Genomic DNA, 24,549 nt, shown 5'->3' with positions numbered 1-24,549 from the left:
ATCCATAAAAAGATATCGATTATTGAAGACTTAGATAATAAACTTATTTATGAGTGTATGCTTTGGGCTTTTGAAATAATGAAAAGCGAAGGAGTCGAGTATATCATTGACGATAATATATTCCCAAGCTTGATTGAACACTATAAAGACAACCTGCACCTATACTCTTTAGATGGTGCTCACTATTATGGCAGCATAGTAAAACGATTTGAAGATACTAGCTCATTTTTTGGTAAAAAATACAACTTTGACTTTGGTATATATATAAAAAAAGATGGCTTTAGCTCTGAGATTAAAGAGATGAAACAAACTGAAGAAGATGGATTAAAACGAATTAATGTTTTAGATAAACTTAGAGTATTAAAGCCGGAACCGTCATCAGAGCCAATTGAGGAAGTAGTATCTGATCTAAACACTAACAAATATATGTTAAGGCCATCTTACCAAAGACAAGAAAGAATTAGTATAGCTAAAGCATCTTCCATTATAGAGAGCATTCTTCTTGGTATTTATCTACCTCCAATATTTATCTATAAAAATAAAGACGGTGTAAAAGAAGTAATTGATGGTCAACAACGCTTACTTTCAATTCTTGCTTTCATGGGCAAACAATACTTAAATGAAAAAGGTCAAGAAGATTACTCAAAAAATAATAACTTCTCTTTGAAAGGATTAAAAATATTGACTGACCTTAATGGTTCTAAATTTAGTGCTCTACCAGAGACTTTATCTGAGAAAATATATGACTTTGATCTAAATATCATTGAAATAGATTATAAACTAAACAACGCGTTTAAACCCGTAGATTTGTTTATCAGACTAAATAACAAACCATATCCTATCAAAGAAAATTCTTTTGAGATGTGGAACTCTACTGTTAGTCTGGATGTTATTCAGAAAATAAAAGATATAACTGAAGCCAACATTGATTGGTTTTATTTGAGAGTTGTAAAAAAAGATCGAGTCAACGACCGTATGGAAAACGAAGAAATGATTACTGTTTTATCGTACCTTGATCATTTGGAATCAACTAACTCACCGATTAAAGGCGTAGAGTTTTATCTTAAGCAAGATAGATTAAATAGTCGGATAACGAACAAATCAGGAATATCAAACTTTTTAAATAGCTTAGATTCTAATCCAGCGAAGAAAAAGGAATTTGTCGACAGCATCAATAATACTAAAACTTTTATAGATAAAATAAATTTATTGCTCGGAGATTCTAACGACAAGCTTTCAGAATTAAATGACATGTTCAATGTTAAAAACATCACTGCTTTTAAACGCTCCCTTCAAGACATATATTTACTTTGGATGGTAATACATAAAATAGATATCAAAACAATAGAAAATTCCAGATTAGAAATAAAAAGTGATTGTGTTGAGTTATTAAAGAGTATGAAGAATACAGAATCCAAGGAAATAAATGAACAATATATGTTACAATTTATAAAACAAGTTGATATTGTCATCGGAAAGTACTCTAAACCAACTAATCGCTAGTTTATATTAGCTAGGCCTGTATATACACAGGCCTAGCTATCGACTTTTTATCTGCTTATAACTCTATGAATTGTGTCTCTACTCGTGTGGTATTCTCTCGGGTTCTACCCCGCTTTCACGGACGGTTTAGTAAAGACATAAACTGACGATCTTGATCCGCTAGTCTACGTCGCATTCTTGGATTATGGAACCGTTCAATATAATCAAAAATATCTGCTCTGGCTTCATCTCTCGTCCGGTATTGCCGTTCCCGTTTCATGACACCGAAGAACCCTTCACAAGCCGCGTTATCTTGGTTTAGAGCTATCTTGGAATAATCAAAAAGCGGAATTCATTCCGCTTTTTGACTTTCATGTCACGAGCTGACACTAGCCCAAATGACTTACCATCTTATCGGGTCGCCGTTCAATTAAAGCCTGTTCGGCTTTTTTCTCTTCCGCACAAACTGTTTGGGCGTCATCCGCGCAATCTGCTTACATTCCCGGGTCATATGGGCCTGATCAGCAAAGCCCTGCTCCAGCGCCAGATCCGACAAAGAGATGTCAGGTTGGGCCCGAAGCTGCTCTAAAGTCTGTTTCACCCGAGTGATACGCTGGTAATGTTTCGGGGTAATCCCCAGCCATTTCTGAAACTGACGCTCTCTCTGACGCTGACTGATCGTCGCTCGCTCTTGGCGGATAATATGACTGACATCTTGAGGATCAAATGCTGCAATCAGATCTTGGCACCAGTGGTATAACACAACCATTCTCGCTGACGGCGAATGCACGGTTTGCAGAGATGCAAATGTCGCGAACGCCAAAGAGGTGAGCGGATGATCCCCCTCGATTCGCAACGGCTGTGCTAAGCGTTGACCCAACAACTGATAACCGACAGCCGGATGAAAGCGCACCCCGGCCATAACCGTACCGGGCGGCAGACAAACCTGATGCGCCAGCGTGCTGACGGGCAGTAACAAAACCCCCGGGCTCTGCCACTCGCCGTCCATCTGCACCTCATTTTGCAAAATGAACGTCACACCGGTTCCGGCATCACTGAGTAATTCCTTACGCACCGTTTGCACCATGTCAGACGCGACGGAAACCGACCAGATTGCCTGAATATGGCCGGCTAACTTTCCCTGAGGTTTAAATATCTCAAAGTCTAAACTCAAACGAATTATCCTATTTAACCACAACTGATTTAACTACGACTCAGAGAAGAGCATCGTATCCATTGATACTCTTTCTTTTTCGTCTTCAGTTAAAGTATAAACAGTCAAGTCCCGATTAGATTAACCCGAGTTCAATTATTTGGGCTGGTATACCCCCACCTGAGGCTTAAATACCTTCACGATTCGATTCCAACTATTGATGGCGTTGATCGCAATCGTCAGGTTGACCATCGCTTTTTCACCAAAGGTGTTCAAGGTAAGCTGATAGGTATCATCATCGACCGGCAGATCGGCCGTCAGTAATTCAGCCCAGCCCAACGCAACTTGTTCTGCATCGCTGTAGAAGTACATGTCTTTCCACGCACTAAGCCCCCATATCCGTTCAGGCCTTTCACCCAGTTTAAGTGCGTCTTTACTGTGCATATCGATACAAAATGCACACTGATTGATTTGTGAAACACGCAACTTTACCAGTTCCCATATGGTCATATTCATGGTGTCAGATTGACGAAATTGCTCATGGAAATACGCTTCCTGAGCATACAAAATGTCGATTGCCTTCGGTGCAATGTCAGTGTAGCTGAGTCGTTTTTGCATGGTCTTTCTCCTTTATTTTTTACATGATAAAAAACGCACTTAGCAATAGATTGAAGATTTTCGACATTTTGCTGAAATTACCCCGAGTTTCATGTCACGAGCGGACACCAGCCCAAAAATTCTTGAAAGATCTATTCCGAATTAACGGACTTGATAGAATTCAGCTTTCGGTATTCAGAAGGCGTTGTCCCCACATATTTTGAAAATACTCGACGAAAATAGCCGACATCCTCATAGCCAACACCTCGGGCAATAAACTGAATAGGATGTGTTGCATCTGTTAACGCTTGTTTAGCTGAATTTATTTTTTGCGACTGAATGGCTTCCGTCAGAGTGATTCCAAACGATTGTCTGTAAACCCTGCCTAAGTAATCGACATTGCACTGTAAGCGTCTGGCGACCCATGACGGAGTAATCGGCTCACGATAAAACTGCTTGATAATTGTTCGGGCACGATACGCTAAACTTATCGGTCTGGACTCTGTTTCACTGGTATTGTTGGTACATACTTTATTAATAATCATCATGAGTAACAGGTTCAGAGAAAGTTTGTCTCCTCCGAGTTCCTGTTCATTCAACAATAGATTAAACAGTGATGTCATTTTCGACGCATCCTCAACACAACCCTCTTTTGGCAAATTGATGAAGCTCTGAGATGCTGAGCGTTTACTATGGCGAGATAAACGGAAATGTACCCAATAAAATTTTAAATCCTCAGGGTACTCTTCTATCCCCATATGTTCACAATGTGGATAAAGTAACAAACACTGCCCGGCTTTAAGTTGATACTGTTGTTCACCTTCTTGAATAGACAATGTGCCACTGTGAACAAACATAAGCTCAAATGAGTCAATAACCCTTCTCGGGTGCGTACCACTCCCGTTAGAGATAAATAATCCGCCATTCTCTATCTCTACCGGTACATCATGATAAATATTTGCCATCGTCAAACTACCCGAATGTCTCCTGAAAGCATCTTATTGAAGGTTCGGTGTCAACAAAAAGATCACTATCACACTTCTGTTTCAAAAGTCGGATCTGTCCTCTTTTTATACAAAAACATCACCTATTGAAGCCATCTATTCATCGCTAAGATAACTACATAACAATAAAGACAACATTTAATTCAATACGGACGAAACAAACATGAATGACACTACGACCCAAGTATTGTCCAATGAAATGGGCAACACTTCTAATAGCGAAAAAATATCCATTAGCGAAAAGTTTGGTTATGGCTTAGGTGATGCCGGAGGCACTATTATCACTGGTCTTATCGGTAACTTTTTAACCTTTTTTTATACCGACATATTTGGCTTAACACCTGCGATAGTCGGTATTTTGTTCATGACTCTACGCATTTTTGATGCAGCGACTGACCCGATCATGGGATTTGTTGCGGATAGGACGCGAAGTAAGTACGGGCGCTTCAGACCTTGGCAAATGTGGATTGCGGTGCCTATCGGGTTAGTCGGAATTCTTACCTTCACCGTTCCGGAAATGAGTTATAACCTCAAGGTTTTGTATGCATTCGTCACGTATATGCTACTGTCACTTTGCTATACCGCGATTAACGTTCCTTACTGTGCACTCATCAACACAATGACGACCGATCACAAAGAAGTGATCTCATGCCAAAGCTGGCGCTTTGTGCTAACTGGCGGTGCCGGTGTACTTGTTTCTGTCGGTCTACCATGGTTCGTCGGTATGTTTGATGCAAATCAACAAGCGATAGGTTATCAATATGGCGTAGGTATTCTATGCGTCATCGCTGTCGCCATGTTTTTGTGGTGTTTTGCAACCGTTCGTGAGCGTACTCCCATTGAAATGCTAGGTAAGATTTCATTCAAAGACCACATTAAGAGTATTAAGCAAAACGACCAGTTAATCCTGATGCTTATCATGTCATTTCTGCTCATCACTATTTTTAATACCCGCGGTGGTGCCTACATATACTTTATCAACTATGTACTGGGCGGAAATTCAGGTTATACCTCAATATTCTTTGCAATGGTAACGGCGGGTTTCGTTATTGGTCCAATTCTAGTTAACTACCTGACCAAAATTATTGACCCTAAAAACCTTTACTTTTATACCAACGTTGTACTCGGTATCTACTCATTAATGATGTACTTCATTCCTGCTAATCATGCGACTCAAACCCTATGGTTGGGTGTGATCTTCTGCTACAGCGTTTTGCTAGGCTTCACTCTACCGCTGCACTTCTCGCTAATGGCATTTGCCGACGACTATGGTCAATGGAAAACAGGCGTTCGCTCATCTGGTCTGAACTTCGCGTTCAACCTGTTCTGCATCAAGTTAGCCTGGGCATCAAGTGCTGTGATCATCAGTGCAGTGTTAGTTTGGGTCGCGTACGAACCGGGTTTAGAAAATCAAACCGAAGCATCAATGTCAGGCATCATGACTTTAGAAAGCTTTATTCCTGCAATCATCCACTTAGCTCTGGCATTCATGATTGCCAAAACAAAATTAAACCATCAGCTAATGACTCGTATTGGCTTAGATCTCAAGAAACAAATCGCTTAAGAGAGAATTTTCATGACTCAAAACAACGAATCACAATATACGCGTGTCAGCATCACGGATACATTTTGGAAAAATTATCAGACTCTGATCAACGATGTTGTTATCCCATACCAGTGGGATGCTCTTAACGACAACATCCCAGATACTGAACCAAGCCACGCGATAGAAAACTTTAAAATTGCGGCTGGAGAACTTGATGGTGAGTTCTACGGCATGGTTTTCCAGGACAGCGACGTAACAAAATGGCTAGAAGCGGTTGCTTATTCTTTGGTAAGTAAGCCAGATCCAGAATTAGAAGCGTTAGCTGATGATGTAATCCAATTAATTGGCCGTGCTCAGTGCGAAAACGGTTATATCAACACTTATTTCAGCGTTAAAGCCCCTGAAGCTAAGTGGAACAATTTGTGTGAATGCCATGAGCTGTATTGTGCAGGCCACTTGATTGAAGCAGCGGTTGCCTACTACCAAACGACAGGCAAAAAAGCGCTGTTAGATATTTCTTGTCGTTTTGCTGACCACATTGATGACGTGTTTGGCAATAAACCCGATCAACTCAAAGGTTACCCTGGTCATCCAGAAGTTGAATTAGCACTAATGCGTTTGTTTGAAGTGACTGAGAATCAACGTTACCTTGAACTGTGTAACTTCTTTGTTGAACAGCGTGGGCAAGCTCCACACTACTACGATGAAGAATACAAACTTCGCGGTGAAACTTCATACTGGCATGTTCATGGTCCGGCCTGGATGATTAAAGACAAAGCATACAGCCAGGCTCATGCACCACTGACTGAACAAAAAGTCGCAGTAGGACACGCTGTACGATTTGTCTACTTACTTGCGGGTGTAGCCCATTTAGCCCGTATAAGCGGTGACCAAGAAAAAATTGCTGTATGTAAAACACTATGGCAAGACATGGTTAATAGGCAAATGTACGTTACCGGAGGTATTGGCTCGCAAAGTGAAGGGGAATCATTCAGTTGCGAATACGATTTACCAAACGATACTGCATACACGGAAACTTGTGCATCCATCGGATTAATAATGTTTGCCAACCGAATGTTGCAACTGGAAACAGACAGTCATTATTCCGATGTCATGGAGCGAGCTCTGTACAACACAGTTCTGGCGGGTATGGCACTGGATGGAAAGCACTTCTTCTACGTAAACCCGTTAGAAGTCCATCCAAACAGTATCCCTCATAATCATATTTACGATCATGTGAAGCCCGTTCGTCAACGCTGGTTTGGTTGTGCTTGTTGTCCACCAAACATTGCGCGTATTTTAGGGTCACTGGGTAACTACATTTATACCGTAAAAGAAAATGAAGTCCTGACGAACCTGTACATTGGCTCAACGTCAACGCTGGCTACACAACATGGTAATTTTACGATTACCCAAAGTGGTGAGTACCCTTGGAAAGACACCATCACGTTAACCATTGATGAAGCACCAAGTCAGGCTCTTTCACTAGGTTTGAGGATTCCGGATTGGTGTAACCAAGCAAGTTTAACCATTAACGGTCACCAATATTCTCTCACTGAAAACGTAAAAAACGGCTATGTGATAGTGAATCAAGAGTGGAAAATGGGTGATAGACTGACACTAACGCTACCGATGGAGACCTTGGTTTTAAGAGGCCATGAGAAACTTCGGCATAGTGCCGGTAAGATTTCGATTCAACGCGGACCGCTGGTTTACTGTATTGAGCAAGCAGACAACGGTGAAGGTCTGCATAATATCCGCTTAGACAGCGATGCTGAATTCACGGTGGTTGAAGGCGAAGGGTTATTTGCCGGAAAAATGTTACTTCAGGCTCCGGCGATTAAAGCGGTCAGACCGGCTGACAACGGAGTGCTGTACCGTTACAACGCACCTAAAACTGAGTGGGTTTCACATCCGTTAACTCTCATTCCGTACTTCACTTGGGCGAACCGTGGTGAAGGTGAAATGCGAGTTTGGATTACTGAAAAAGAATAAGTGGAGAGTGTAAATAAATCTGTGTAAATGCCGTATCATTAAGCCTATATAGCTAAGGATCGGCAAATGGATAAAAACGGAAACGCTTCCCAACGGAAGACTCAGCAAGAAAAATTATCTATCTGGCGATTCAGGATGCCTCCAAAAATATAAGGAATTGGAAGCAAACCCTGAATCGTTTTATAATTGAATTTGAAGGCCGTTTATCGGATTACATGTAACCATCGGCGTTTACACAGAATCTTTTACAGTCTCGCTTTTATTTTTGCGTTGTTCAATATTCCATCAATTCAAAAAATACCAGATGTTCGATAATATATTTCATTGATTCTCTGAGCGCTAAATTTAGCTTGCTTTTCATCGCTGCCATTTTTTACGTGTCGCACAATTTCAATCCCGTTTTTAAAACAGAATGTGAAGATGCCAGTTCCATTATTGACGATTCTGAACTATCCTACCCGCCACACAATCACTTAGATTTCAATAAATTATATAATACCAACCCAAAAGCTTGTTCACAGTTATCAATGGATCGGCAGATCCATCCAATATTGACTGCGTATTGTTTGAGTGAAAACCCAATATTGAGATTAACAATAAAGGAGAAGTCGATGAAACGACTCTTGGTTGTTTTATTTATGGGCACGATTGTTTTATCCGGCTGTGCCACGCTAAGTAAAGAAGAATGTATGACGGCCGATTGGCATCAAATCGGATATGAAGACGGTGCGCAAGGATATCCGGATACTCGGATTGCTTCCCATCGTGAAGCTTGTGCTGAATACGGTATTTCTCCCGATTTTAAGGCTTATCAAGACGGCCATAAAGAAGGTGTCACGCGTTTCTGTACCGCTCGCAATGGATTTGCGCAAGGTAAGCAAGGATACGATTACACCGGTATTTGTCCGCCGTCGTTAGAAGGTGATTTCCTCAAAGGCTATCAAGCCGGTCATGAAATACATTCCGTTTCTTCAACATTAAGTGATTTACGCTATGAACAAAGTAGTAATGAGCGAGAGATTAAAGACCTGCGCTCGAAAATTACCGACAAAACCAATTTAATGCTATCGAATGAAACAACCATTGATAACCGTTACCGATTAAATCAAGAAATCAGCCAGATGCAACAAGACTTGGGCGGATTAGAACAACGCAACAAACAACTGATTGCGGATATCGCCCGGACCCAAGCAAAGTTAAGCGCGCTTGAAAAACAGTCGGTTCATTTCTAAATCGATACTTCTAAATCAATCGGTGGCTGTAGTGATCTGACAGCCACTGTCACTTCAATGCTACCCTGTTAACTCACTCGCAAAACCTCATACTTTTTTCATACTTTTATTTTCCCCAAAACAGATAACCTACTCCCTGCACTGGCAAAATCCGGTGCCGGGCGTAGGAACCCGTCATTACTTTCCGGCATTATAGGTTGCTAACTTTACGTTGGTTTCTTACTATATGCGGCCTCAGCACATCTGAATTATGGTGAGCTGGGCAAGGCAGCTTCGGCTGGCCGTGTTCCGGAGAGAACGGTATTCCTACACCTTGTTCCAGTTCACCACCCGAGCGTAGGAACTCCCGTGGTGATATGTTTTTTCACTAACTCTTCGGAAGATAACTATGTACGAAACCATCCCTTACGATCCCGAGTTTGCCCAAAAAGCCCGCGAATACTTGCGTCAGTTAGAAGAAATGTTTGAAGCCGAACGGCGGCACAACAGTCAAGAGCTGCGCAATGTATTGCTGTATCTGAATAATCTGATTACCACCCATTATGTGCGCTACCATCAAGAGATTGATGGGGAGGATCTGGTGTAACGAGGATCTTGATTGATTTGGGTAATGCCGATTTCGAGCCGCGAATGCGGCTCGTTTTATAAAATAGTTTTAGCAGCTCTTGCCTTGTCATTTCAATAATCACAATTTTTTATGATTTAATTATTTTTCAACAAAATCATAATACACTAAAGTAATTATTTATCTCATAAACACTTAACAATCGAGCTCGCAGTTAAAATAAATAATATATGGAAATATTTTACAACTTTAAATTAAACGTAAAAACCCGATTATATACCATCTGATTTTTTAATAGAAAATCCGAATATTTCATTAATTTAACCAAGTCAAATACGAACCTTACCACTACTATAAATATATCAGTCATCACGATTCATAAAATACAACATTGATGGGGTCAAAGGATGAAAACAGCTTATTGTACAAATGAAAATTGTGTTTTATTTAATAAACCACAATATGTTGAAAAACCAGGAAAATGTAGTGAATGTGAAAAATCGCAATCATTAAAGCCTAAAGGACAAGCAGGAGTCTATAATACGCAAGAGGCTAAAGGTTCAACTTCAACCAATTTTTCTACTGTTAGTGAATTTCAATTAGATAAAACGCCAAGTAATGTATTAAGAATCTATGTGGTTGGACATGGCACTTGGACATCAGGGGATGATAGCATTACAGTCCCTGATAATTATGAAGTTTATTTTCATGTTCCTGATAATCAGTTACATAGTGCTGCCGGTCAACGCCAATGGAATTTTAAACGTGGGAAAGATTCTGTTAATGCTGGTCAACTGACTAAAAATTATAGGCTATGGCCGTTATGGGGAAGTGAAGTACTAATTTTACCCGAGGAAGCATCGCGAAGACTCGACTTATCTACTCTTTCACAAGATACTTATACAATAAATTCAAAATTTCATTTAGAAGCCGGGAAATCTTATGTGTTCTATCTCTCTGGGAATGCAACTTTTGATAACTCAAAGAACGAATTATTTCCACATACAGATGTGCTTTGTAATATGAAACCGGAAGAGCATAATAAACGTTTTTATACAATATCACTATTACAAATAAAAATGTTGATTCATTCTCTAATTAATCAGCGTCCAAAAAAAGTATCGCCAATGAGAAAACAACTTCCTGAAAGTTTAAAAATAGAAATCATTTGGTGTGCATGCCGAGAGCATATATCTCAAGACAATGGTACTTTCATGAATAGCAAAAGAGATTTAGGTGCAAAAATAGAAAAAATAGAACTAGATAGAGGAACTGTACCAATATACATTTAAATAATAAGCAAACATTATATATTTCACGGTAATGTTCAAAGTCAGTGTCATTTCCTTAAGCTGAATCGAAAAGAAAATGACACCGGATCTCTGATGATCAATACGATATGGATATCCAAGCATTTGCCGATACATGACTGGCTATAACATCATGCCGCCAGAGGCTTCTATTCTCTGCCCGGTAACCCAGCCAAACCCGTCGCTGAACATCGCTGCGATGATTTTACCGATATCATCGGCCTCACCCACACGGCCTAACGCCGTAACGGAATAGAGAAAACCCTGTTAACTCACTCGCAAAACCTCATACTTTTTTCATACTTTTATTTTCCCCAAAACAGATAACCTACTCCCTGCACTGGCAAAATCCTGTGCCGGGCGTAGGAACCCGCAAATTTGTTCTTCAGGTATTATAGGTTGCTAACTTTACGTTGGTTTCTTACTATATGCGGCCTCAGCACATCTGAATTATGGTGAGCTGGGCAAGGCAGCTTCGGCTGGTCGTAATCCTGAAGAGCGGCATTCCTACACCTTGTTCCAGTTCACCACCCGAGCGTAGGAACTCCTGTGGTGAAATAACTTTCCACTCTTCAGGAGTCAAATGATGTACGAAACTATCCCTTATAATCCCGAATTTGCCCAAAAAGCCCGCGAATACTTGCGTCAGTTAGAAGAAATGTTTGAAGCCGAACAGCGGCACAACAGTCAAGAGCTGCGCAATGTATTGCTGTATCTGAACAATCTGATTACCACTCATTACGTGCGCTACCATCAAGAGATTGATGGGGAGGATCCGGTGTAACGAGGATCTTGATTGATTTAGGTAATGCCGATTTCGAGCCGCGGATGCGGCTCGTTTTATAATATAGAGATGAATCGATGCTGATTTTAGATTGTTACAACACCTGATAAAACTGGTTTAAATTGTAAAATATTCAGATTAAAAATATTTAAGTACCATTAACAATCCATTTTCCTTCAATGATCATCTATTTTTAATATAAAGATTTTATCATCCCATTTAGGTTATCAATTATTTTAATAATATATCGACAACAAAGTTATGCTTTGACCAATATTTAGACAACAACAGTTTCGATCGCTGTAAACCATATATTAAATGACACGGTTTTACCGTTTTTAAAGGCTCAGATGTGACTGATACGACGGTCAGTTTTAGCCCAATAAATTCAACCCTATTCAGGCTTAATTAATTTGTAACCATCAGATAAATCAGTATTTTTGTGAGAGCAAGAGCACTTTTGACAAAAAAATTATTGTAGAATCTCGATATCGCGCAGCGTTATAAACTCATACTTGCTCTATTTGACAGCATTTGTGGGCAAAATTTATCCACTCTAAAAGACGATTCGCGATGTTCTCTTTATATGGAAATAATAAGCAGATTCGTAAGAACGCAGCGTTATACATTCAGCAATACAACGTCAATATTTCAGTGTCTATTTATAGATAATATTTCAACCATAGTTAAGTTAAGGACGAAAAATGGGGTTTTTCGATAAAGTAAAATCAATTAAGAATTTTATCACGGGAGGAGCTGCGAAAGTTTATTTGGACTCATCCGCAATAGAGTTTGGGGAGCAGTTTGAATTGCGAATTAGAGTTCAGGTTGATGATGCTGATTTAAAAATCGATCGGGTTTATCTGGAAATCGAAGGTACCGAAGAAGTCGAAGTACCGGATACTGATGTCATTTATGAACAAGATGGCGAAGAGCACCGGCGCACAGAAATTGTGCGGGCGTTGTCAACAACAACAGACTTAGAAATCACCGTTGATGACGGGCAGGTTTTAAATGCTAATGAAAAATATGAATGGACCGTCAATGTAGAGCTGCCAAGTAACGCGCTTCCACCATATCGAGGGATGTATTGTCAGCATGTATACCGGGCGCGTGCATCGCTGGATTGTTTTGGGAACGACCCTGATTCTGGCTGGATTGAGCTAGATATCAACTAAAGCGCAGACCACTCAGCAGGACACATTTTGCTGCGTCCTGCTGGCGATAATATCCAATGTTTGGATGAATGGATGGATGAGAATATATACTCATTCATCGCTCATGATTCTCCGCTGTCATACTCATCCATGCTCATCTCCCAAAATCTCATACTTTTTCCATACTTTTCCTTCCCCACAATCAGATAACCTGACGTCTGTACTGACAAAATCAGTTGCCGGGCTTGCCATAAGGTCAGCAAACATTGTGACACTTTGTTTACGGATAGCTTATTGAGTTGACATATGAAAAATCACATATATTATATTTCATATATGTGTTTTAAGAGATGTGAAATATGACGCCATTACAGTTTTTCAAATGCTTGTCTGATGACACCAGACTCAAGTCAATTTTGATTATTCATCACCTCGAAGAAGCTTGCGTATGCGATCTCATGGCAGCACTTGAGCTTGACCAACCGAAAGTTTCACGCCATTTAGCCGAGCTACGCAAATGTAATATTTTGCGAGATGAGCGCCGTGGCAAATGGGTCTATTACCAACTCCATGAGCAACTCCCTGACTGGGCGAAAGCCGTTATCCGTCAAACGGCTGAAAGTAATCACAGCTATTTTGCTGAAGCGTTGTCAAAACTGAAAGCGGCCAAACAACAAGCGTCATGCTGTTAATCAAAAGGAATTCCCATGAAAATTCTGTATATCTGCACCCACAACCGTTGTCGAAGTATCTTATCTGAAGCCATCACCAATCATGTGGCCGGAGAACGGATTATTGCAAAAAGTGCGGGGAGCCAGCCTGCGGGGGTCGTACATCCGCTTTCTGTCCAGTACCTGAAAGAAGCTAATATTTCTGTTGAAGGTTTGCAAAGCCAGTCATGGGATGAGTTTGAAGATTTCCAACCCGATGTGGTTGTGACCGTGTGTGATTCTGCTGCCGGAGAAGCCTGCCCGGTGTGGTTTGGCAATTCTGTTAAAGTCCATTGGGGGCTGGCAGACCCTTCTAAAATCGAAGGCAGTGAAGCAGAGAAAGCCCGAGGGTTCCGCGCCTGTATTGCTGAAATCACAGCGCGGGTTAACCAATTACTCCCAATCGCAGCACAAGACCTCCCCCCTGCCGAACTCAAAGCGGAATTGGCGAAGTTAGGAGCACAGTAGGTATGAGTCAAGATATTACCCTGCCGAATATTGATGAGTCGCGGCTTGATATACCAACATTTGATAAGTGTCAGAGCACACCGGCTGACCATGCGCCGCGCATCCTTTTACTTTACGGCTCTTTACGGAAGCGTTCATTCAGCCGCTTAGTGGTTGAAGAATGTGCCCGCCTCCTCACGCGAATGGGCGCAGACGTGAAAATATTCAACCCCGAAGGCCTGCCACAGACAGATACCGAAGATGAAAGTCACCCCAAGGTGAAAGAACTCCGAGAATTAATGATGTGGTCAGAAGGACAAGTGTGGTGCTCGCCGGAACGTCACGGCGCCATGAGCAGTATATTCAAAAGCCAGATTGACTGGGTACCGCTGAGCATCGGTGCCGTGCGGCCGACGCAGGGGAAAACGTTAGCGGTGATGCAGGTATGCGGGGGTTCACAGTCATTCAATGTGGTGAATCAGTTACGGATTCTTGGCCGCTGGATGCGCATGGTCACTATCCCAAATCAATCCAGTGTGGCGAAAGCCTTTCTTGAGTTTGATGAAAACGACCGGATGAAACCTTCCTCCTATTACAATCGTATTGTTGATGTGATGGAAGAGCTGATGAAATTCACTTTATTGCTACGGAGCAATAAAGACTATTTCGTAGACAGGTATTCTGAACGAGTTGAGTCGGCTGAGCAGTTAAGCCAGCGTGTCAATCAGCGTTCTATTTAAGGGGGAAAATATGGGCTTATTTGAACGCTATTTATCAGTATGGGTGGGGATTGCCATTGTGATTGGTATTCTCCTTGGCAGTGTTGTCCCTGATGCTTTCGCTGTCATCGCCGGTCTCGAATATGCACACGTCAATCTGGTGATTGCCGTACTCATCTGGCTGATGATTTATCCAATGATGGTGCAGATTGACTTTTCTTCATTGAAAGACGTGGGTAAGAAACCCAAAGGTCTCGCCCTCACACTTGTAATTAACTGGTTAATCAAGCCGTTTACCATGGCTTTCCTTGGCTGGTTATTCTTCAAGGGGTTGTTTGCAGACTGGGTTGAACCACAAACGGCAACCGAATATATCGCCGGCATGATCTTACTCGGTGTTGCGCCTTGTACCGCAATGGTGTTTGTCTGGAGTCAACTGACCAAAGGCGATGCGAACTACACACTGGTGCAGGTTTCTATCAACGATATCGTCATGATCTTTGCCTTCGCACCGATTGCAGGAATGCTATTAGGTGTCACCGATATTACCGTGCCGTGGGATACACTATTCCTGTCTGTCATTTTGTATGTGCTGATCCCCCTGATTGCCGGTGCAGTGACCCGTCAAAAGCTGGATAAGGCAGATGACCATTCACAATTGAATCAGTTTTTAGCGACGATGAAACCTTGGTCCGTAATCGGTTTACTGGCTACCGTCGTGTTACTCTTTGGGTTTCAATCTGAGACGATTCTGGCAAAACCGCAAGCGATCGTGCTGATTGCCATTCCTCTGCTTATCCAGACTTACGGCATTTTTGCGATTGCTTACTTTATGGCAAAACAATTGAAGTTACCCCATAACGTCGCAGCTCCCGCCTGCATGATTGGGACATCGAACTTCTTTGAACTGGCTGTTGCCGTCGCGATTTCGTTGTTTGGTCTGCATTCAGGCGCAGCACTGGCCACGGTAGTTGGGGTGTTGGTGGAAGTTCCCGTCATGCTGTCGCTGGTATGGTTTGCGAACCGTACTCGTCATTGGTTCGGAGCGTAAACATGTTTGAAGTGTTCACCCAATTCGCCGACTGGCTGACTTATTCAGTGTTCTCACTATCACCTGCGTCGAAATTGGGTGACGCTGTACATTTTTTTATCGAAGATGTCAGTAAAATCTATGTTCTATTGGTTGTGATGATTTATGTCATCGCCTTACTGCGAGCATCTCTCAATGTTGAGCGTGTCAGAGATTATCTTGCAGGCAAGCACAAAGGTGTAGGATACGTATTAGGATCTGCTTTCGGTGCAATTACACCCTTTTGTTCCTGCTCTAGTATTCCCGTTTTTTTGGGCTTTACATCAGCGGGGATTCCCGTTGGTATCACAATGGCCTTTCTGCTCACTTCGCCACTCATCAATGAAGTCGCAGTTTTACTGCTGATGAGTCTGCTGGGATGGAAGTTCACGTTGGCATACGTTGCGATCGGGATGCTTGTCGGCATTTTGGGGGGCGTATTTCTGGATTTCATCAAGGCCGAACGATGGCTACAAGATTTTGCAGCAAAGGCCCTGAAAAATGCACAAAACAGCACCGTAACCGCAACATCGGCAACACCACAAAAAATGACGTTTTCAGCAAGACATCAGTTTGCCAAAGATGAAGCCGTCGAGATTTTTGGCCGGGTGTGGAAATGGGTGATTATTGGAGTTGGTTTGGGTGCCGCCTTACACGGTTTCATCCCTGACGGCTGGATAGCACAACACCTCGGCGACGGCCAATGGTGGTCCGTCCCTGCGGCTGTGCTCCTTGGCATTCCACTTTATTCTAATGCCACCGGCGTCATTCCGGTAATGGAGAGTTTAGTCGTCAATGGATTACCTATCGGAACTACGTTGGCGTTTTGCATGAGTACCGTTGCGGCCAGTTTCCCTGAATTTATTTTATTGAAACAAGTGATGCAATGGCGATTATTAGTCACCGTCTTTTTGATGTTACTAGTGTCCTTTACTTTGGTCGGATGGCTATTTAACGCTTTATCCATTTATATATGAGGTGAACGATGAAAAATATTAAAGTGCTCGGCAGTGGTTGTGCAAAATGCACAAAAACAGCAGAACAGATTGAGAAAATTGCGGCTGAACTCAATGTAGAAGCCAACGTGACAAAAGAAACCGACCCACAGACGATAATGCAGTACGGCGTCATGAGCACGCCAGCCGTTGTCATTGATGAACAGCTTGTTCATTCGGGCTCGATCCCTCAACCAGCCCAGATAAAAGCGTGGCTGAATAGTTAAGCAACTTAAGATTTGGCGTCTTAGCTCATGTGAATATTGCATTTCGATCGGCCACGGTTGTGATTGTCGAGACGCTTTTGTGATGCCGGATGTTCAATGAGAAAAATAAGGTAAAGTTATGATTGTGATACATCACAACCCTGAATGTGGTACATCGAGAAATGTTTTGCAGATCATTGAGGATGCAGGATATACGCCGGTTATCGTCGAATATTTACAAGACGGGTGGACGCGAAATCAGCTTCTGGGGCTTTTTGCAGCAGCGAACATCACACCGCGGGAAGCGCTGAGAACGAGCAAGTCCCCTGCTAAAGAGCTGGGATTACTCGATGAAAATGTCACAGATGAAACGTTCATCAATGCAATGCTTGAGCACCCGGTTTTAGTTAACCGCCCCATCGTCTGTTCGCCGAAAGGAGTCAAATTATGTCGGCCAAGTGAAGCGGTACTGGATTTACTCGACAACTGGCCGGCGGGCCCGTACTTCAAGGAAGATGGAGAGCAAATTCTGGACGAACAGGGCTGCTTGATATCTGAGCGTAAATAACATCAATACACAAACGGGATACGACATCATCAAAATTGCTTGGTATTTATACCGCCAGTACAGATACCATCAAGTTCTATCCCGTTAGTCTCCTTGGCGAATCCCGTTCATATCGCCATGTTGAGCCAGCGTTTTCACGCTGGCTTTTTCACATTTTTACATTGGCTTTGGATCAGTGTTGTTCAAGACAGTTGCCACCCCCTGTTTCACAGATAGCTTGCAACAAGACCTGCGCCCTCTTTCGCTTTACAAACGTAAATCGATTCCTTGAGGCCGGTTTCTTGTTCATATCGGGCTTCAACCGTCGCTTTGACGCTTTCAACCAATGCCGATGGTATCAGTGCAACGATACAGCCACCAAAACCACCACCGGTCATGCGCACACCGCCTGCATCGCCAATAACCTCTTTTACCATCTCGACTAAAATATCGATTTCTTTGACGGTAATTTCAAAATCATCACGCATTGAAGCATGTGATTCAGCCATTAACTGCCCCATCCGTCGCATATCATTGGCACGCAGCGCTTTTGCGGCTTCCAGCGTCCGTTCATTTTCAGTGATGACGTGACGGGCACGTTTCGCGACCACTTCATCAAGTTCTGAGCGTCGGTCATTCAGTTGCTCAATATTCACGTCGCGCAGGGCTTTGACACCCAAGATACGTGCTGCGGTTTCACATTGCTCGCGACGCGTGTTGTATTCACTGTCCACTAAGCCGCGTTTTTTGTTGGAGTTAATGATCAGCACGGCCATGTCTTCCGGCATCGATACCGCCTCTGTTTCCAGACTACGGCAGTCCAATAACATGGCGTGGTTTTCACGTCCTTGCGCGGAAATCATTTGATCCATAATGCCGCAGTTGCAACCGACAAATTCGTTCTCCGCTTGCTGACCATTTAATGCAATTTCAGCTTGACTGATGTCCAGATTGAATAGCGCTTTAAACGTTTGTCCGATGACTACTTCAAGTGCTGCGGACGAACTTAAACCCGCGCCTTGCGGGACATTACCGCTGACAGCCATATCCACACCACCGAGCGGATAACCGCGGGCAAGCAAGCACTTCACCACGCCCCGAATATAGTTCGCCCACATTTTGTCTGGTTGGAAAGTGATTTCCCGACTGATATCGAACTCATCCACTGCATTGTCATAATCAACGGAGACGACACGAACCCGGTTATCATTGCGCTTTGCCGCGGCAACCACGGTTTGGTAGTTAATCGCACACGGCAAGACAAAACCGTCATTGTAGTCCGTGTGTTCACCAATCAAATTCACACGGCCGGGGGCTTGGATAATGTGGCTTGGTGCATAGCCCAACACGTGTTCAAAATACTTTTTCACATTTTGGATACAATCAGACATAGGGATGCTCTCTTAAAAATAAAAATCAGTGTCGGGATAACGCGTTGCAGCTCACTTTTTAGCAGTACAGTCGCACTATCCCGTTCTTGTTGATCAAGCGGTTATCAACTGAATATGTTATCGACCGAATACATGTTCTCAGCCGAATGTGAAGGCTCACTGCTCTTCTTTGTAGTGCACATCACTCAGATTACGCAGACGCTGCGCCGCTTGTTCTGCGGTGAGATCGCGTTGTGTCTCTGCCAACATTTCGTAACCCACCATGAATTTACGAACCGTCGCACTACGTAGCAGCGGCGGATAGAACACCGCATGTAATTGCCAATGTTCGATACTCTCTTCCTCTGCATCCGCTTCGGTAAAGAACGGCGCATAGTGCCACCCCATGCTGTATGGGAAAGAGCATTGAAATAGGTTGTCGTAACGGCAGGTCAGTTTTTTAATTGCGACGGCGAGATCGTCTCGTTGCGCCTCACTCAGTTCACTCATACGGCAAATATGTGTTTTAGGTAACAGCATGGTTTCAAACGGCCATGCTGCCCAATAAGGCACCAGCGCAAGCCAGTGTTCAGTTTCAACGACAATGCGCGAGCCGTCTTTGAGTTCAGCTTGCACATAATCCACCAACAACTGCCTGCCATGCGCTTGGTAATACGCTTTTTGGTGATGATCTTTGCGTTCGATTTCGTTCGGTAAGAAGCTGTTCGCCCATATTTGCCCATGCGGATGCGGTTGAGAGCAGCCCATACTTTCGCCCTTGTTCTCAAACACTTGCACCCAAACGTAATCTTTACCCAGCGCTTCGATCTGATCATTCCATGTATCAATCACACTGCGGATTTGCTCCACCGCCAGCTCCGGCAAGGTTTTGCTGTGGTCTGGTGAAAAGCAGATCACACGACTCAAACCGCGTACCCCCTGGGTTTTAAACAGTGGATGGTCTGACGCCGGCGCATCGGGTGAATCGACCATGAGTGCGGCAAAATCATTATTGAACACGTATGTGCCTTGGTAATCCGGGTTGACATCGCCAGAGACACGCTTGTTTGTCGGGCAAAGGAAACACGTCTCATCGTAGCTTGATAATTGCTCAATCGCAGGTTGCTCATCTGCGCCACTCCAGGGACGTTTGGCGCGATGGGGTGAAACTAAAATCCATTGACCCGTGAGTGGGTTGTAACGACGGTGTGGGTGATCCACAGGGTTAAATTCGACGTTCGGCATCTTATTTACTCAACTGTTAAAATTTTTTTCTTTGCATTCCCCAATTCAATTGGGAGGCAACCGGACAACAAGGTCATAAGGCAACACGCTTTCCCGTTGCCATGTGCATCAATATTTGATGTCGTTGGCATGAGAAAACGCGGAACACTGCGGCTTCAATTACACCGTGGAATAGCCTTGTGGGTTATTGATTTGCCAGTTCCAGGTATCGGCCGCCATCTCTTCCACGCTGCGTGTTGCTTTCCAACCAAGGTCACGTTCCGCTTTTTCGGTGCTTGCCCAGCATTCGGCGATATCGCCCGGACGACGCGGACATAGCTCGTAAAGCACCGGATGACCGCAAGCCCTACTGAAGGCTTCCACCATTTCAAGCACACTCGATCCTTTGCCTGTCCCGAGGTTATAAATGTGTAATCCTGACTGTTCACCCACGGCTTTGAGCGCTGCAATATGACCGTCGGCTAAATCCATGACATGAATATAGTCACGCACGCCTGTTCCGTCCGGGGTTGGATAATCGTGACCGAATACCGACAGTTTCTCTCGGCGACCAACCGCAACTTGAGCAATAAATGGCATCAGGTTATTGGGGACGCCTTGTGGATCTTCACCCATCATGCCAGAGGGGTGAGCACCGACCGGATTAAAGTAACGCAGCAAAGTGATACTCCAACTCCCTTCGGCAACGAATAAGTCGCTCAGACACTGCTCCACCATGTATTTACTGCGCCCGTAAGGATTCGTGGTAGCACCGGTTGGCGATTCTTCAGTCATCGGCACCATGTCAGGATCGCCATACACAGTTGCAGAAGAACTGAACACCAGACTTTTCACACCCGCTTTACGCATACAACGCGCCAGCACCAGTGAACCATTGACGTTGTTGTCATAATATTCCAACGGTTTCGCAACGGACTCACCGACCGCCTTGAGGCCGGCAAAATGAATCACGGCTTGAATATCGTGGTTGGCGAAGACCGAATCTAAAAAGGCTTCATCGCGAACGTCACCCTGATAAAACAATGGTTGTTTGCCCGTGAGCGCTTCAATTCTGCTTAACACCGCTCTTTTGGCGTTACACAAATTATCGACGATGATTGGTGTCATCCCCGCTTCAATGAGTCGGACACACGTGTGACTACCGATATATCCCATTCCGCCTGTAACCAGAACGTTCATTGTTGATTCTCCATAACTAATTTCAGATTATTTCGTTTTGTATTTAAACTTTGAAAATCGCCACGTCTGTCGTTAATGCTGAGGAAACTCGGCTAATATCACCATGAACACTCGCGATAGCATTTGCACTACGGGTAATTTCATCGCTCAAAGCATTGGACCGTTCAATCTCTGAGTTCAGCTTTTTCATCATTGCGCACTGAGTATCTGACGCTTTAGAAACACATGAATTAATGGTATTTATTTCACCGACAGCCTTCTCAACCAATTGAATTTGTTCAATAACTTCCAATGTACTATTTCGGCTTAACTCACTGCTCTTCCGAACCTGAGACATTTGTCCGACAATTTGATCCGACGAGTTGGAAAACTGAATAAGAAACTGGTCAATTTCAATGGTGCTGCTTCGAGTTTTCGACGCGAGTGCCCGAACTTCTTCAGCAACAACAGCAAACCCCTTGCCTGACTCACCGGCTCGCGCAGCCTCAATAGAAGCATTCAGCGCTAACAAATCCGTTTGATCGGCAATTTTCTGAATTGAACTAAGAATGCTACTGATCCCCTGCGAGACTGTCCCCATAACGCCGATTGATGAAGATATTTTCGCTGTATTCTCATCTAGGGTGATCACGGTATTTTCAGCAACAACGCCTTTATCTGCCGCTTTACTGACCTGATGACTAACCTCTTCAGCAAGTGCCATTGCCTGATGGGTCTGCTGTTGGATATCCAGTGATGACTGTCGAATATCATTGATAGCCTGCGACAAATTTTCACTTTGCTTGTTATAACTAGCGACAGTAGAAACATTTCGTCCAATTTGCACATCAAGCTCTTCTCTGGCTTCATTCAACGCCCGGTTCGAACCAGAAATGTTTTTAAACAAAGCCTGTAAATTGTCTATAAAGCTATTCACTGACTTAGAGATATCACCTATTTCATCTTGGCGATTAAGATTAATTCTTTGGGTTAAATCAGCATCACTACCAGACAAACTTTCTACTAATCTCTTTAATTTTGATAACGGATTTAATTGAACATTAAGGATAATCAAACTAATCACCAACATGATAAATGCACAAAGTGACATATACTTGGTAATATCCTGATTTATATTATCTATAATTTTATTGATATAACCATGGTCAATATACGAGCGTAAATACCAGTTGGAACCAACAACAGTAATCGTATCCACTTGCTTTAACGCTAAATTCAACTTTCCGGTTGAATAAATAGAATTTTCCTGCTCATCCAACAGTTCAAAATAAACACCAGGTACACTATACCGTTCAATCAATTCACCAATTAGCCCTAGATTGATGGTAAAAAAATCTACTACGCCATTCTTCTTTTTCGAAATAATCACTTTTGCCTGACCACTCTCCGAAAAAATTTGTGTTATTTTGATACCATCAACTTGGTCGCGAGCCAAGTTAATATAGTATTGAGACTGAACTTTATCCAAGCTGCCTTTATCACTTAACGCTGTCTTATTAATGAGCTTAACGACTTGTTCATAACCGAGTTTTTGCTTAGTATCACGAATACCAATCACACCGAAATCAAGGCTTTCTATCACCGATATATCGCGTTCAAGCGACTGCCTAATTTCACTGCTAATTAAATTTACATTACTCGCCATACGACCATCGTAATTTTTATTAATATAGTCGCCAATAACAAATTTAACGCTAAAATAAGCAGTAATGATGGTGATTATTAATGACATCCCAAACAATATAATAATCTTATTTTTTAACGACAGAGATTTCATGCATAAGTCCAGATAAAAAGCTCTTGAAAGAGAAATATAGACATATTCGCCATCCCTTCCGGCTAAATATGACTTACCTCAAAAGCAAATGGCAAAAGATTCCCATGTTCCCATGATAGGCCAGAATGAAATCACACTGGCCTAACAATAGGATTAGCTCACAATATCAATCAATTACCACCAAGCTTCGATTTGCACACCATAGTTGAATGTGTTGTTACGCTTGTTGTTGTCAAAAGAATTGCTTTCATTGTCTTTCAAATAAGTCACGAAGAAGCGAATTTCCGGACGAGCAAAGAAAGACTCACCGGCTGAAATCGCATGGGCAAGCGTGAGTTTTGTTCCGCCGGACTTCTCTTCAGCACCTGAATCCTTGGTTTTGTCTTGATCAAAGTAGCCGACTTCTAACATGGTTTTGTTGTATGGCGACCAGATGTAGGTCGGGCGAGCGACAAATGAGACCATTGTTTCCTTATCGAGCCCGTCACCATGATCTTTCACGTTACCGTAAGTGAGGACATGGTTGATCACAACGTTCTCGCTTAAGTTCAAATCACCGGTACTGATCAAACGGAAGCCTTTGGCCTGACTGACATCACCACTCCAGATGTCATACCATCCCCCGCCTTGCGAGATCGCATTTTGTGCCAGCCCTTTATCCATGTACTGGAAGACAAACTTGTTATATCCCAATGAAAAACTCTGACTCAGTTCAGCGGTTAACATCAGACCGTTATCGAAATTTTTAGCCAAATCCTCTTGTTGGTCGGTTGGATTGACGATTGCATAGTCAACACCGAACTCTGTCCACGAGCCTTCCCATGGGCTGAATCCCGCGTAACGTAAATCTAAGAAATAAGTATTGAGATCGCCGTAACTGGTTTTATTACCGCTCCCGTCCCACGTAGCTAGCTCATTATCGGCCCGGATAACTGCGGCTGATATCGCACCGGTATCTAACTTGATATTTTCAACACCCACACCGTAACCAGAAACATTCCAGTATTTGGTATCGATAATGTGAATATCATGACGTTGGTAAAAACGTTTCCCGGCCCAGATAACCGCATCAGGTAAAGTCGGAATATAGCCCTTCGCCTGAATATTTAACTGTTTAATTCCAAAATTGGCGCTATCATCTTTACTATTTTCAGACTCAAGATTCCCGTCCGATGACAATTCAATCATACTCTGAAAATACATTGATCGGCCGTCTTCATTAAATAACTCCTGACCTAAACCAATTTCGGAATATGTATCAAACTCATTCCCCAAACGGCCTAATTTCGTTTTGTTAAACTCATCGCCGCTTTCCGTGCCACCACCATCAGCACTGGCGCCCAAACCGGCACGAACGTAACCATTGAAATCGACCGCTGAAGCGTGAGTGGCAGATAAAGCGCCTAAAATCGCGACTGTCAATATTGCTTTTTTCATCTTGATTTCCTTTTGTATTATTT

23 protein-coding genes and 2 pseudogenes are annotated in these 24,549 nt (G+C 42.9%); 16 read left to right on the top strand and 9 right to left on the bottom strand.

Annotation, left to right across the window (positions count from 1 at the left end):
- A partial coding sequence (locus AC55NX_RS16915) for a GmrSD restriction endonuclease domain-containing protein (RefSeq protein ID WP_496996802.1) occupies positions 1-1,503 on the top strand: 1,503 nt, incomplete at its 5' end.
- 104 nt (positions 1,504-1,607) lie between these two features.
- Here AC55NX_RS16915 and AC55NX_RS16910 read toward each other — a convergent pair.
- From AC55NX_RS16910 to AC55NX_RS16895, 4 genes and pseudogenes are all read right to left on the bottom strand, one after another.
- A pseudogene (locus AC55NX_RS16910) lies at positions 1,608-1,795 on the bottom strand (IS3 family transposase); the annotation flags it as partial.
- A 117-nt stretch (positions 1,796-1,912) separates the two neighbouring features.
- On the bottom strand, positions 1,913-2,656 hold the full coding sequence (locus AC55NX_RS16905) for a helix-turn-helix domain-containing protein (protein WP_496996801.1): 744 nt from the start codon (positions 2,654-2,656) through the stop codon (positions 1,913-1,915).
- 135 nt (positions 2,657-2,791) lie between these two features.
- Positions 2,792-3,253: a carboxymuconolactone decarboxylase family protein gene (locus AC55NX_RS16900; RefSeq protein ID WP_496996800.1), complete on the bottom strand. Its 462-nt coding sequence runs from the start codon at positions 3,251-3,253 to the stop codon at positions 2,792-2,794.
- A 131-nt stretch (positions 3,254-3,384) separates the two neighbouring features.
- Positions 3,385-4,197, bottom strand: coding sequence for an AraC family transcriptional regulator (locus tag AC55NX_RS16895; RefSeq protein WP_496996799.1), 813 nt, complete (start codon positions 4,195-4,197; stop codon positions 3,385-3,387).
- Between the two features lie 202 nt (positions 4,198-4,399).
- On the opposite strand from AC55NX_RS16895, the gene AC55NX_RS16890 reads away from it, so the two are divergent.
- The 15 genes and pseudogenes from AC55NX_RS16890 to arsC all read left to right on the top strand — a co-directional run bounded on the left by AC55NX_RS16890 (position 4,400) and on the right by arsC (position 17,539).
- Positions 4,400-5,800, top strand: a complete 1,401-nt coding sequence (locus AC55NX_RS16890) for an MFS transporter (protein WP_496996798.1) — start codon at positions 4,400-4,402, stop codon at positions 5,798-5,800.
- A gap of 12 nt (positions 5,801-5,812) precedes the next feature.
- Positions 5,813-7,777 (top strand): glycoside hydrolase family 127 protein, encoded by a 1,965-nt coding sequence (locus AC55NX_RS16885; RefSeq protein ID WP_496996797.1) that lies wholly within the window; start codon positions 5,813-5,815, stop codon positions 7,775-7,777.
- Between the two features lie 74 nt (positions 7,778-7,851).
- A pseudogene (locus AC55NX_RS16880) lies at positions 7,852-7,998 on the top strand (IS256 family transposase); the annotation flags it as partial.
- Between the two features lie 390 nt (positions 7,999-8,388).
- Positions 8,389-9,009 (top strand): DUF2799 domain-containing protein, encoded by a 621-nt coding sequence (locus tag AC55NX_RS16875; protein ID WP_182287359.1) that lies wholly within the window; start codon positions 8,389-8,391, stop codon positions 9,007-9,009.
- A gap of 388 nt (positions 9,010-9,397) precedes the next feature.
- The gene (locus AC55NX_RS16870) at positions 9,398-9,595 is read left to right on the top strand and encodes a hypothetical protein (protein ID WP_496996796.1); all 198 of its coding nucleotides are present in this window, start codon (positions 9,398-9,400) and stop codon (positions 9,593-9,595) included.
- Between the two features lie 386 nt (positions 9,596-9,981).
- Positions 9,982-10,866 carry a putative adhesin gene (locus AC55NX_RS16865; RefSeq protein WP_496996795.1) on the top strand — a complete coding sequence of 295 codons (885 nt, stop codon included), beginning with the start codon at positions 9,982-9,984 and terminating at the stop codon, positions 10,864-10,866.
- Between the two features lie 601 nt (positions 10,867-11,467).
- A complete protein-coding gene (locus AC55NX_RS16860) occupies positions 11,468-11,668 on the top strand; it encodes a hypothetical protein (RefSeq protein ID WP_496996794.1) in 201 nt (66 codons plus the stop codon).
- Between the two features lie 704 nt (positions 11,669-12,372).
- Positions 12,373-12,846, top strand: a complete 474-nt coding sequence (locus tag AC55NX_RS16855) for a hypothetical protein (protein ID WP_496996793.1) — start codon at positions 12,373-12,375, stop codon at positions 12,844-12,846.
- 338 nt (positions 12,847-13,184) lie between these two features.
- A complete protein-coding gene (locus AC55NX_RS16850; protein WP_496996792.1) occupies positions 13,185-13,517 on the top strand; it encodes a metalloregulator ArsR/SmtB family transcription factor in 333 nt (110 codons plus the stop codon).
- Between the two features lie 15 nt (positions 13,518-13,532).
- A complete protein-coding gene (locus tag AC55NX_RS16845; RefSeq protein WP_496996791.1) occupies positions 13,533-14,003 on the top strand; it encodes an arsenate reductase ArsC in 471 nt (156 codons plus the stop codon).
- A gap of 2 nt (positions 14,004-14,005) precedes the next feature.
- Positions 14,006-14,722 carry an arsenical resistance protein ArsH gene (arsH, locus tag AC55NX_RS16840; protein ID WP_496996790.1) on the top strand — a complete coding sequence of 239 codons (717 nt, stop codon included), beginning with the start codon at positions 14,006-14,008 and terminating at the stop codon, positions 14,720-14,722.
- 10 nt (positions 14,723-14,732) lie between these two features.
- The gene (arsB, locus tag AC55NX_RS16835; RefSeq protein ID WP_496996789.1) at positions 14,733-15,752 is read left to right on the top strand and encodes an ACR3 family arsenite efflux transporter; all 1,020 of its coding nucleotides are present in this window, start codon (positions 14,733-14,735) and stop codon (positions 15,750-15,752) included.
- Positions 15,753-15,754: 2 nt separating this feature from the next.
- Positions 15,755-16,747 carry a permease gene (locus AC55NX_RS16830; protein ID WP_496996788.1) on the top strand — a complete coding sequence of 331 codons (993 nt, stop codon included), beginning with the start codon at positions 15,755-15,757 and terminating at the stop codon, positions 16,745-16,747.
- A gap of 8 nt (positions 16,748-16,755) precedes the next feature.
- Positions 16,756-16,992: a thioredoxin family protein gene (locus tag AC55NX_RS16825; RefSeq protein WP_496996787.1), complete on the top strand. Its 237-nt coding sequence runs from the start codon at positions 16,756-16,758 to the stop codon at positions 16,990-16,992.
- Positions 16,993-17,110: 118 nt separating this feature from the next.
- Entirely contained in the window at positions 17,111-17,539 is a 429-nt protein-coding gene (gene arsC, locus AC55NX_RS16820) for an arsenate reductase (glutaredoxin) (RefSeq protein ID WP_496996786.1), read from the top strand.
- Between the two features lie 206 nt (positions 17,540-17,745).
- On the opposite strand, the gene galK is transcribed toward arsC, so the two are convergent.
- The 5 genes from galK to AC55NX_RS16795 form a co-directional block, all read right to left on the bottom strand.
- Positions 17,746-18,909 (bottom strand): galactokinase, encoded by a 1,164-nt coding sequence (gene galK, locus AC55NX_RS16815; protein ID WP_496996785.1) that lies wholly within the window; start codon positions 18,907-18,909, stop codon positions 17,746-17,748.
- Positions 18,910-19,065: 156 nt separating this feature from the next.
- The gene (locus AC55NX_RS16810) at positions 19,066-20,133 is read right to left on the bottom strand and encodes a UDP-glucose--hexose-1-phosphate uridylyltransferase (RefSeq protein WP_496996784.1); all 1,068 of its coding nucleotides are present in this window, start codon (positions 20,131-20,133) and stop codon (positions 19,066-19,068) included.
- Positions 20,134-20,292: 159 nt separating this feature from the next.
- On the bottom strand, positions 20,293-21,312 hold the full coding sequence (gene galE / locus AC55NX_RS16805) for a UDP-glucose 4-epimerase GalE (protein WP_496996783.1): 1,020 nt from the start codon (positions 21,310-21,312) through the stop codon (positions 20,293-20,295).
- Positions 21,313-21,355: 43 nt separating this feature from the next.
- Positions 21,356-23,089 (bottom strand): methyl-accepting chemotaxis protein, encoded by a 1,734-nt coding sequence (locus AC55NX_RS16800; protein ID WP_496996782.1) that lies wholly within the window; start codon positions 23,087-23,089, stop codon positions 21,356-21,358.
- 174 nt (positions 23,090-23,263) lie between these two features.
- The gene (locus tag AC55NX_RS16795; protein ID WP_496996781.1) at positions 23,264-24,526 is read right to left on the bottom strand and encodes a maltoporin; all 1,263 of its coding nucleotides are present in this window, start codon (positions 24,524-24,526) and stop codon (positions 23,264-23,266) included.
- Positions 24,527-24,549: the final 23 nt, after the last annotated feature.

The organism is Vibrio rubrogenes (genome assembly GCF_059641415.1).
This window is presented reverse-complemented; position numbering and strand designations above follow the sequence as displayed.

What these genes read in the sequence shown, in the direction of transcription:
- AC55NX_RS16900 (WP_496996800.1), bottom strand. Translation starts at nt 3,253, where the DNA reads ATGCAAAAACGACTCAGCTACACTGACATTGCACCGAAGGCAATCGAC.
- AC55NX_RS16895 (WP_496996799.1), bottom strand. Translation starts at nt 4,197, where the DNA reads ATGGCAAATATTTATCATGATGTACCGGTAGAGATAGAGAATGGCGGA.
- AC55NX_RS16890 (WP_496996798.1), top strand. Translation starts at nt 4,400, where the DNA reads ATGAATGACACTACGACCCAAGTATTGTCCAATGAAATGGGCAACACT.
- AC55NX_RS16885 (WP_496996797.1), top strand. Translation starts at nt 5,813, where the DNA reads ATGACTCAAAACAACGAATCACAATATACGCGTGTCAGCATCACGGAT.
- AC55NX_RS16875 (WP_182287359.1), top strand. Translation starts at nt 8,389, where the DNA reads ATGAAACGACTCTTGGTTGTTTTATTTATGGGCACGATTGTTTTATCC.
- AC55NX_RS16870 (WP_496996796.1), top strand. Translation starts at nt 9,398, where the DNA reads ATGTACGAAACCATCCCTTACGATCCCGAGTTTGCCCAAAAAGCCCGC.
- AC55NX_RS16865 (WP_496996795.1), top strand. Translation starts at nt 9,982, where the DNA reads ATGAAAACAGCTTATTGTACAAATGAAAATTGTGTTTTATTTAATAAA.
- AC55NX_RS16860 (WP_496996794.1), top strand. Translation starts at nt 11,468, where the DNA reads ATGATGTACGAAACTATCCCTTATAATCCCGAATTTGCCCAAAAAGCC.
- AC55NX_RS16855 (WP_496996793.1), top strand. Translation starts at nt 12,373, where the DNA reads ATGGGGTTTTTCGATAAAGTAAAATCAATTAAGAATTTTATCACGGGA.
- AC55NX_RS16850 (WP_496996792.1), top strand. Translation starts at nt 13,185, where the DNA reads ATGACGCCATTACAGTTTTTCAAATGCTTGTCTGATGACACCAGACTC.
- AC55NX_RS16845 (WP_496996791.1), top strand. Translation starts at nt 13,533, where the DNA reads ATGAAAATTCTGTATATCTGCACCCACAACCGTTGTCGAAGTATCTTA.
- arsH (WP_496996790.1), top strand. Translation starts at nt 14,006, where the DNA reads ATGAGTCAAGATATTACCCTGCCGAATATTGATGAGTCGCGGCTTGAT.
- arsB (WP_496996789.1), top strand. Translation starts at nt 14,733, where the DNA reads ATGGGCTTATTTGAACGCTATTTATCAGTATGGGTGGGGATTGCCATT.
- AC55NX_RS16830 (WP_496996788.1), top strand. Translation starts at nt 15,755, where the DNA reads ATGTTTGAAGTGTTCACCCAATTCGCCGACTGGCTGACTTATTCAGTG.
- AC55NX_RS16825 (WP_496996787.1), top strand. Translation starts at nt 16,756, where the DNA reads ATGAAAAATATTAAAGTGCTCGGCAGTGGTTGTGCAAAATGCACAAAA.
- arsC (WP_496996786.1), top strand. Translation starts at nt 17,111, where the DNA reads ATGATTGTGATACATCACAACCCTGAATGTGGTACATCGAGAAATGTT.
- galK (WP_496996785.1), bottom strand. Translation starts at nt 18,909, where the DNA reads ATGTCTGATTGTATCCAAAATGTGAAAAAGTATTTTGAACACGTGTTG.
- AC55NX_RS16810 (WP_496996784.1), bottom strand. Translation starts at nt 20,133, where the DNA reads ATGCCGAACGTCGAATTTAACCCTGTGGATCACCCACACCGTCGTTAC.
- galE (WP_496996783.1), bottom strand. Translation starts at nt 21,312, where the DNA reads ATGAACGTTCTGGTTACAGGCGGAATGGGATATATCGGTAGTCACACG.
- AC55NX_RS16800 (WP_496996782.1), bottom strand. Translation starts at nt 23,089, where the DNA reads ATGAAATCTCTGTCGTTAAAAAATAAGATTATTATATTGTTTGGGATG.
- AC55NX_RS16795 (WP_496996781.1), bottom strand. Translation starts at nt 24,526, where the DNA reads ATGAAAAAAGCAATATTGACAGTCGCGATTTTAGGCGCTTTATCTGCC.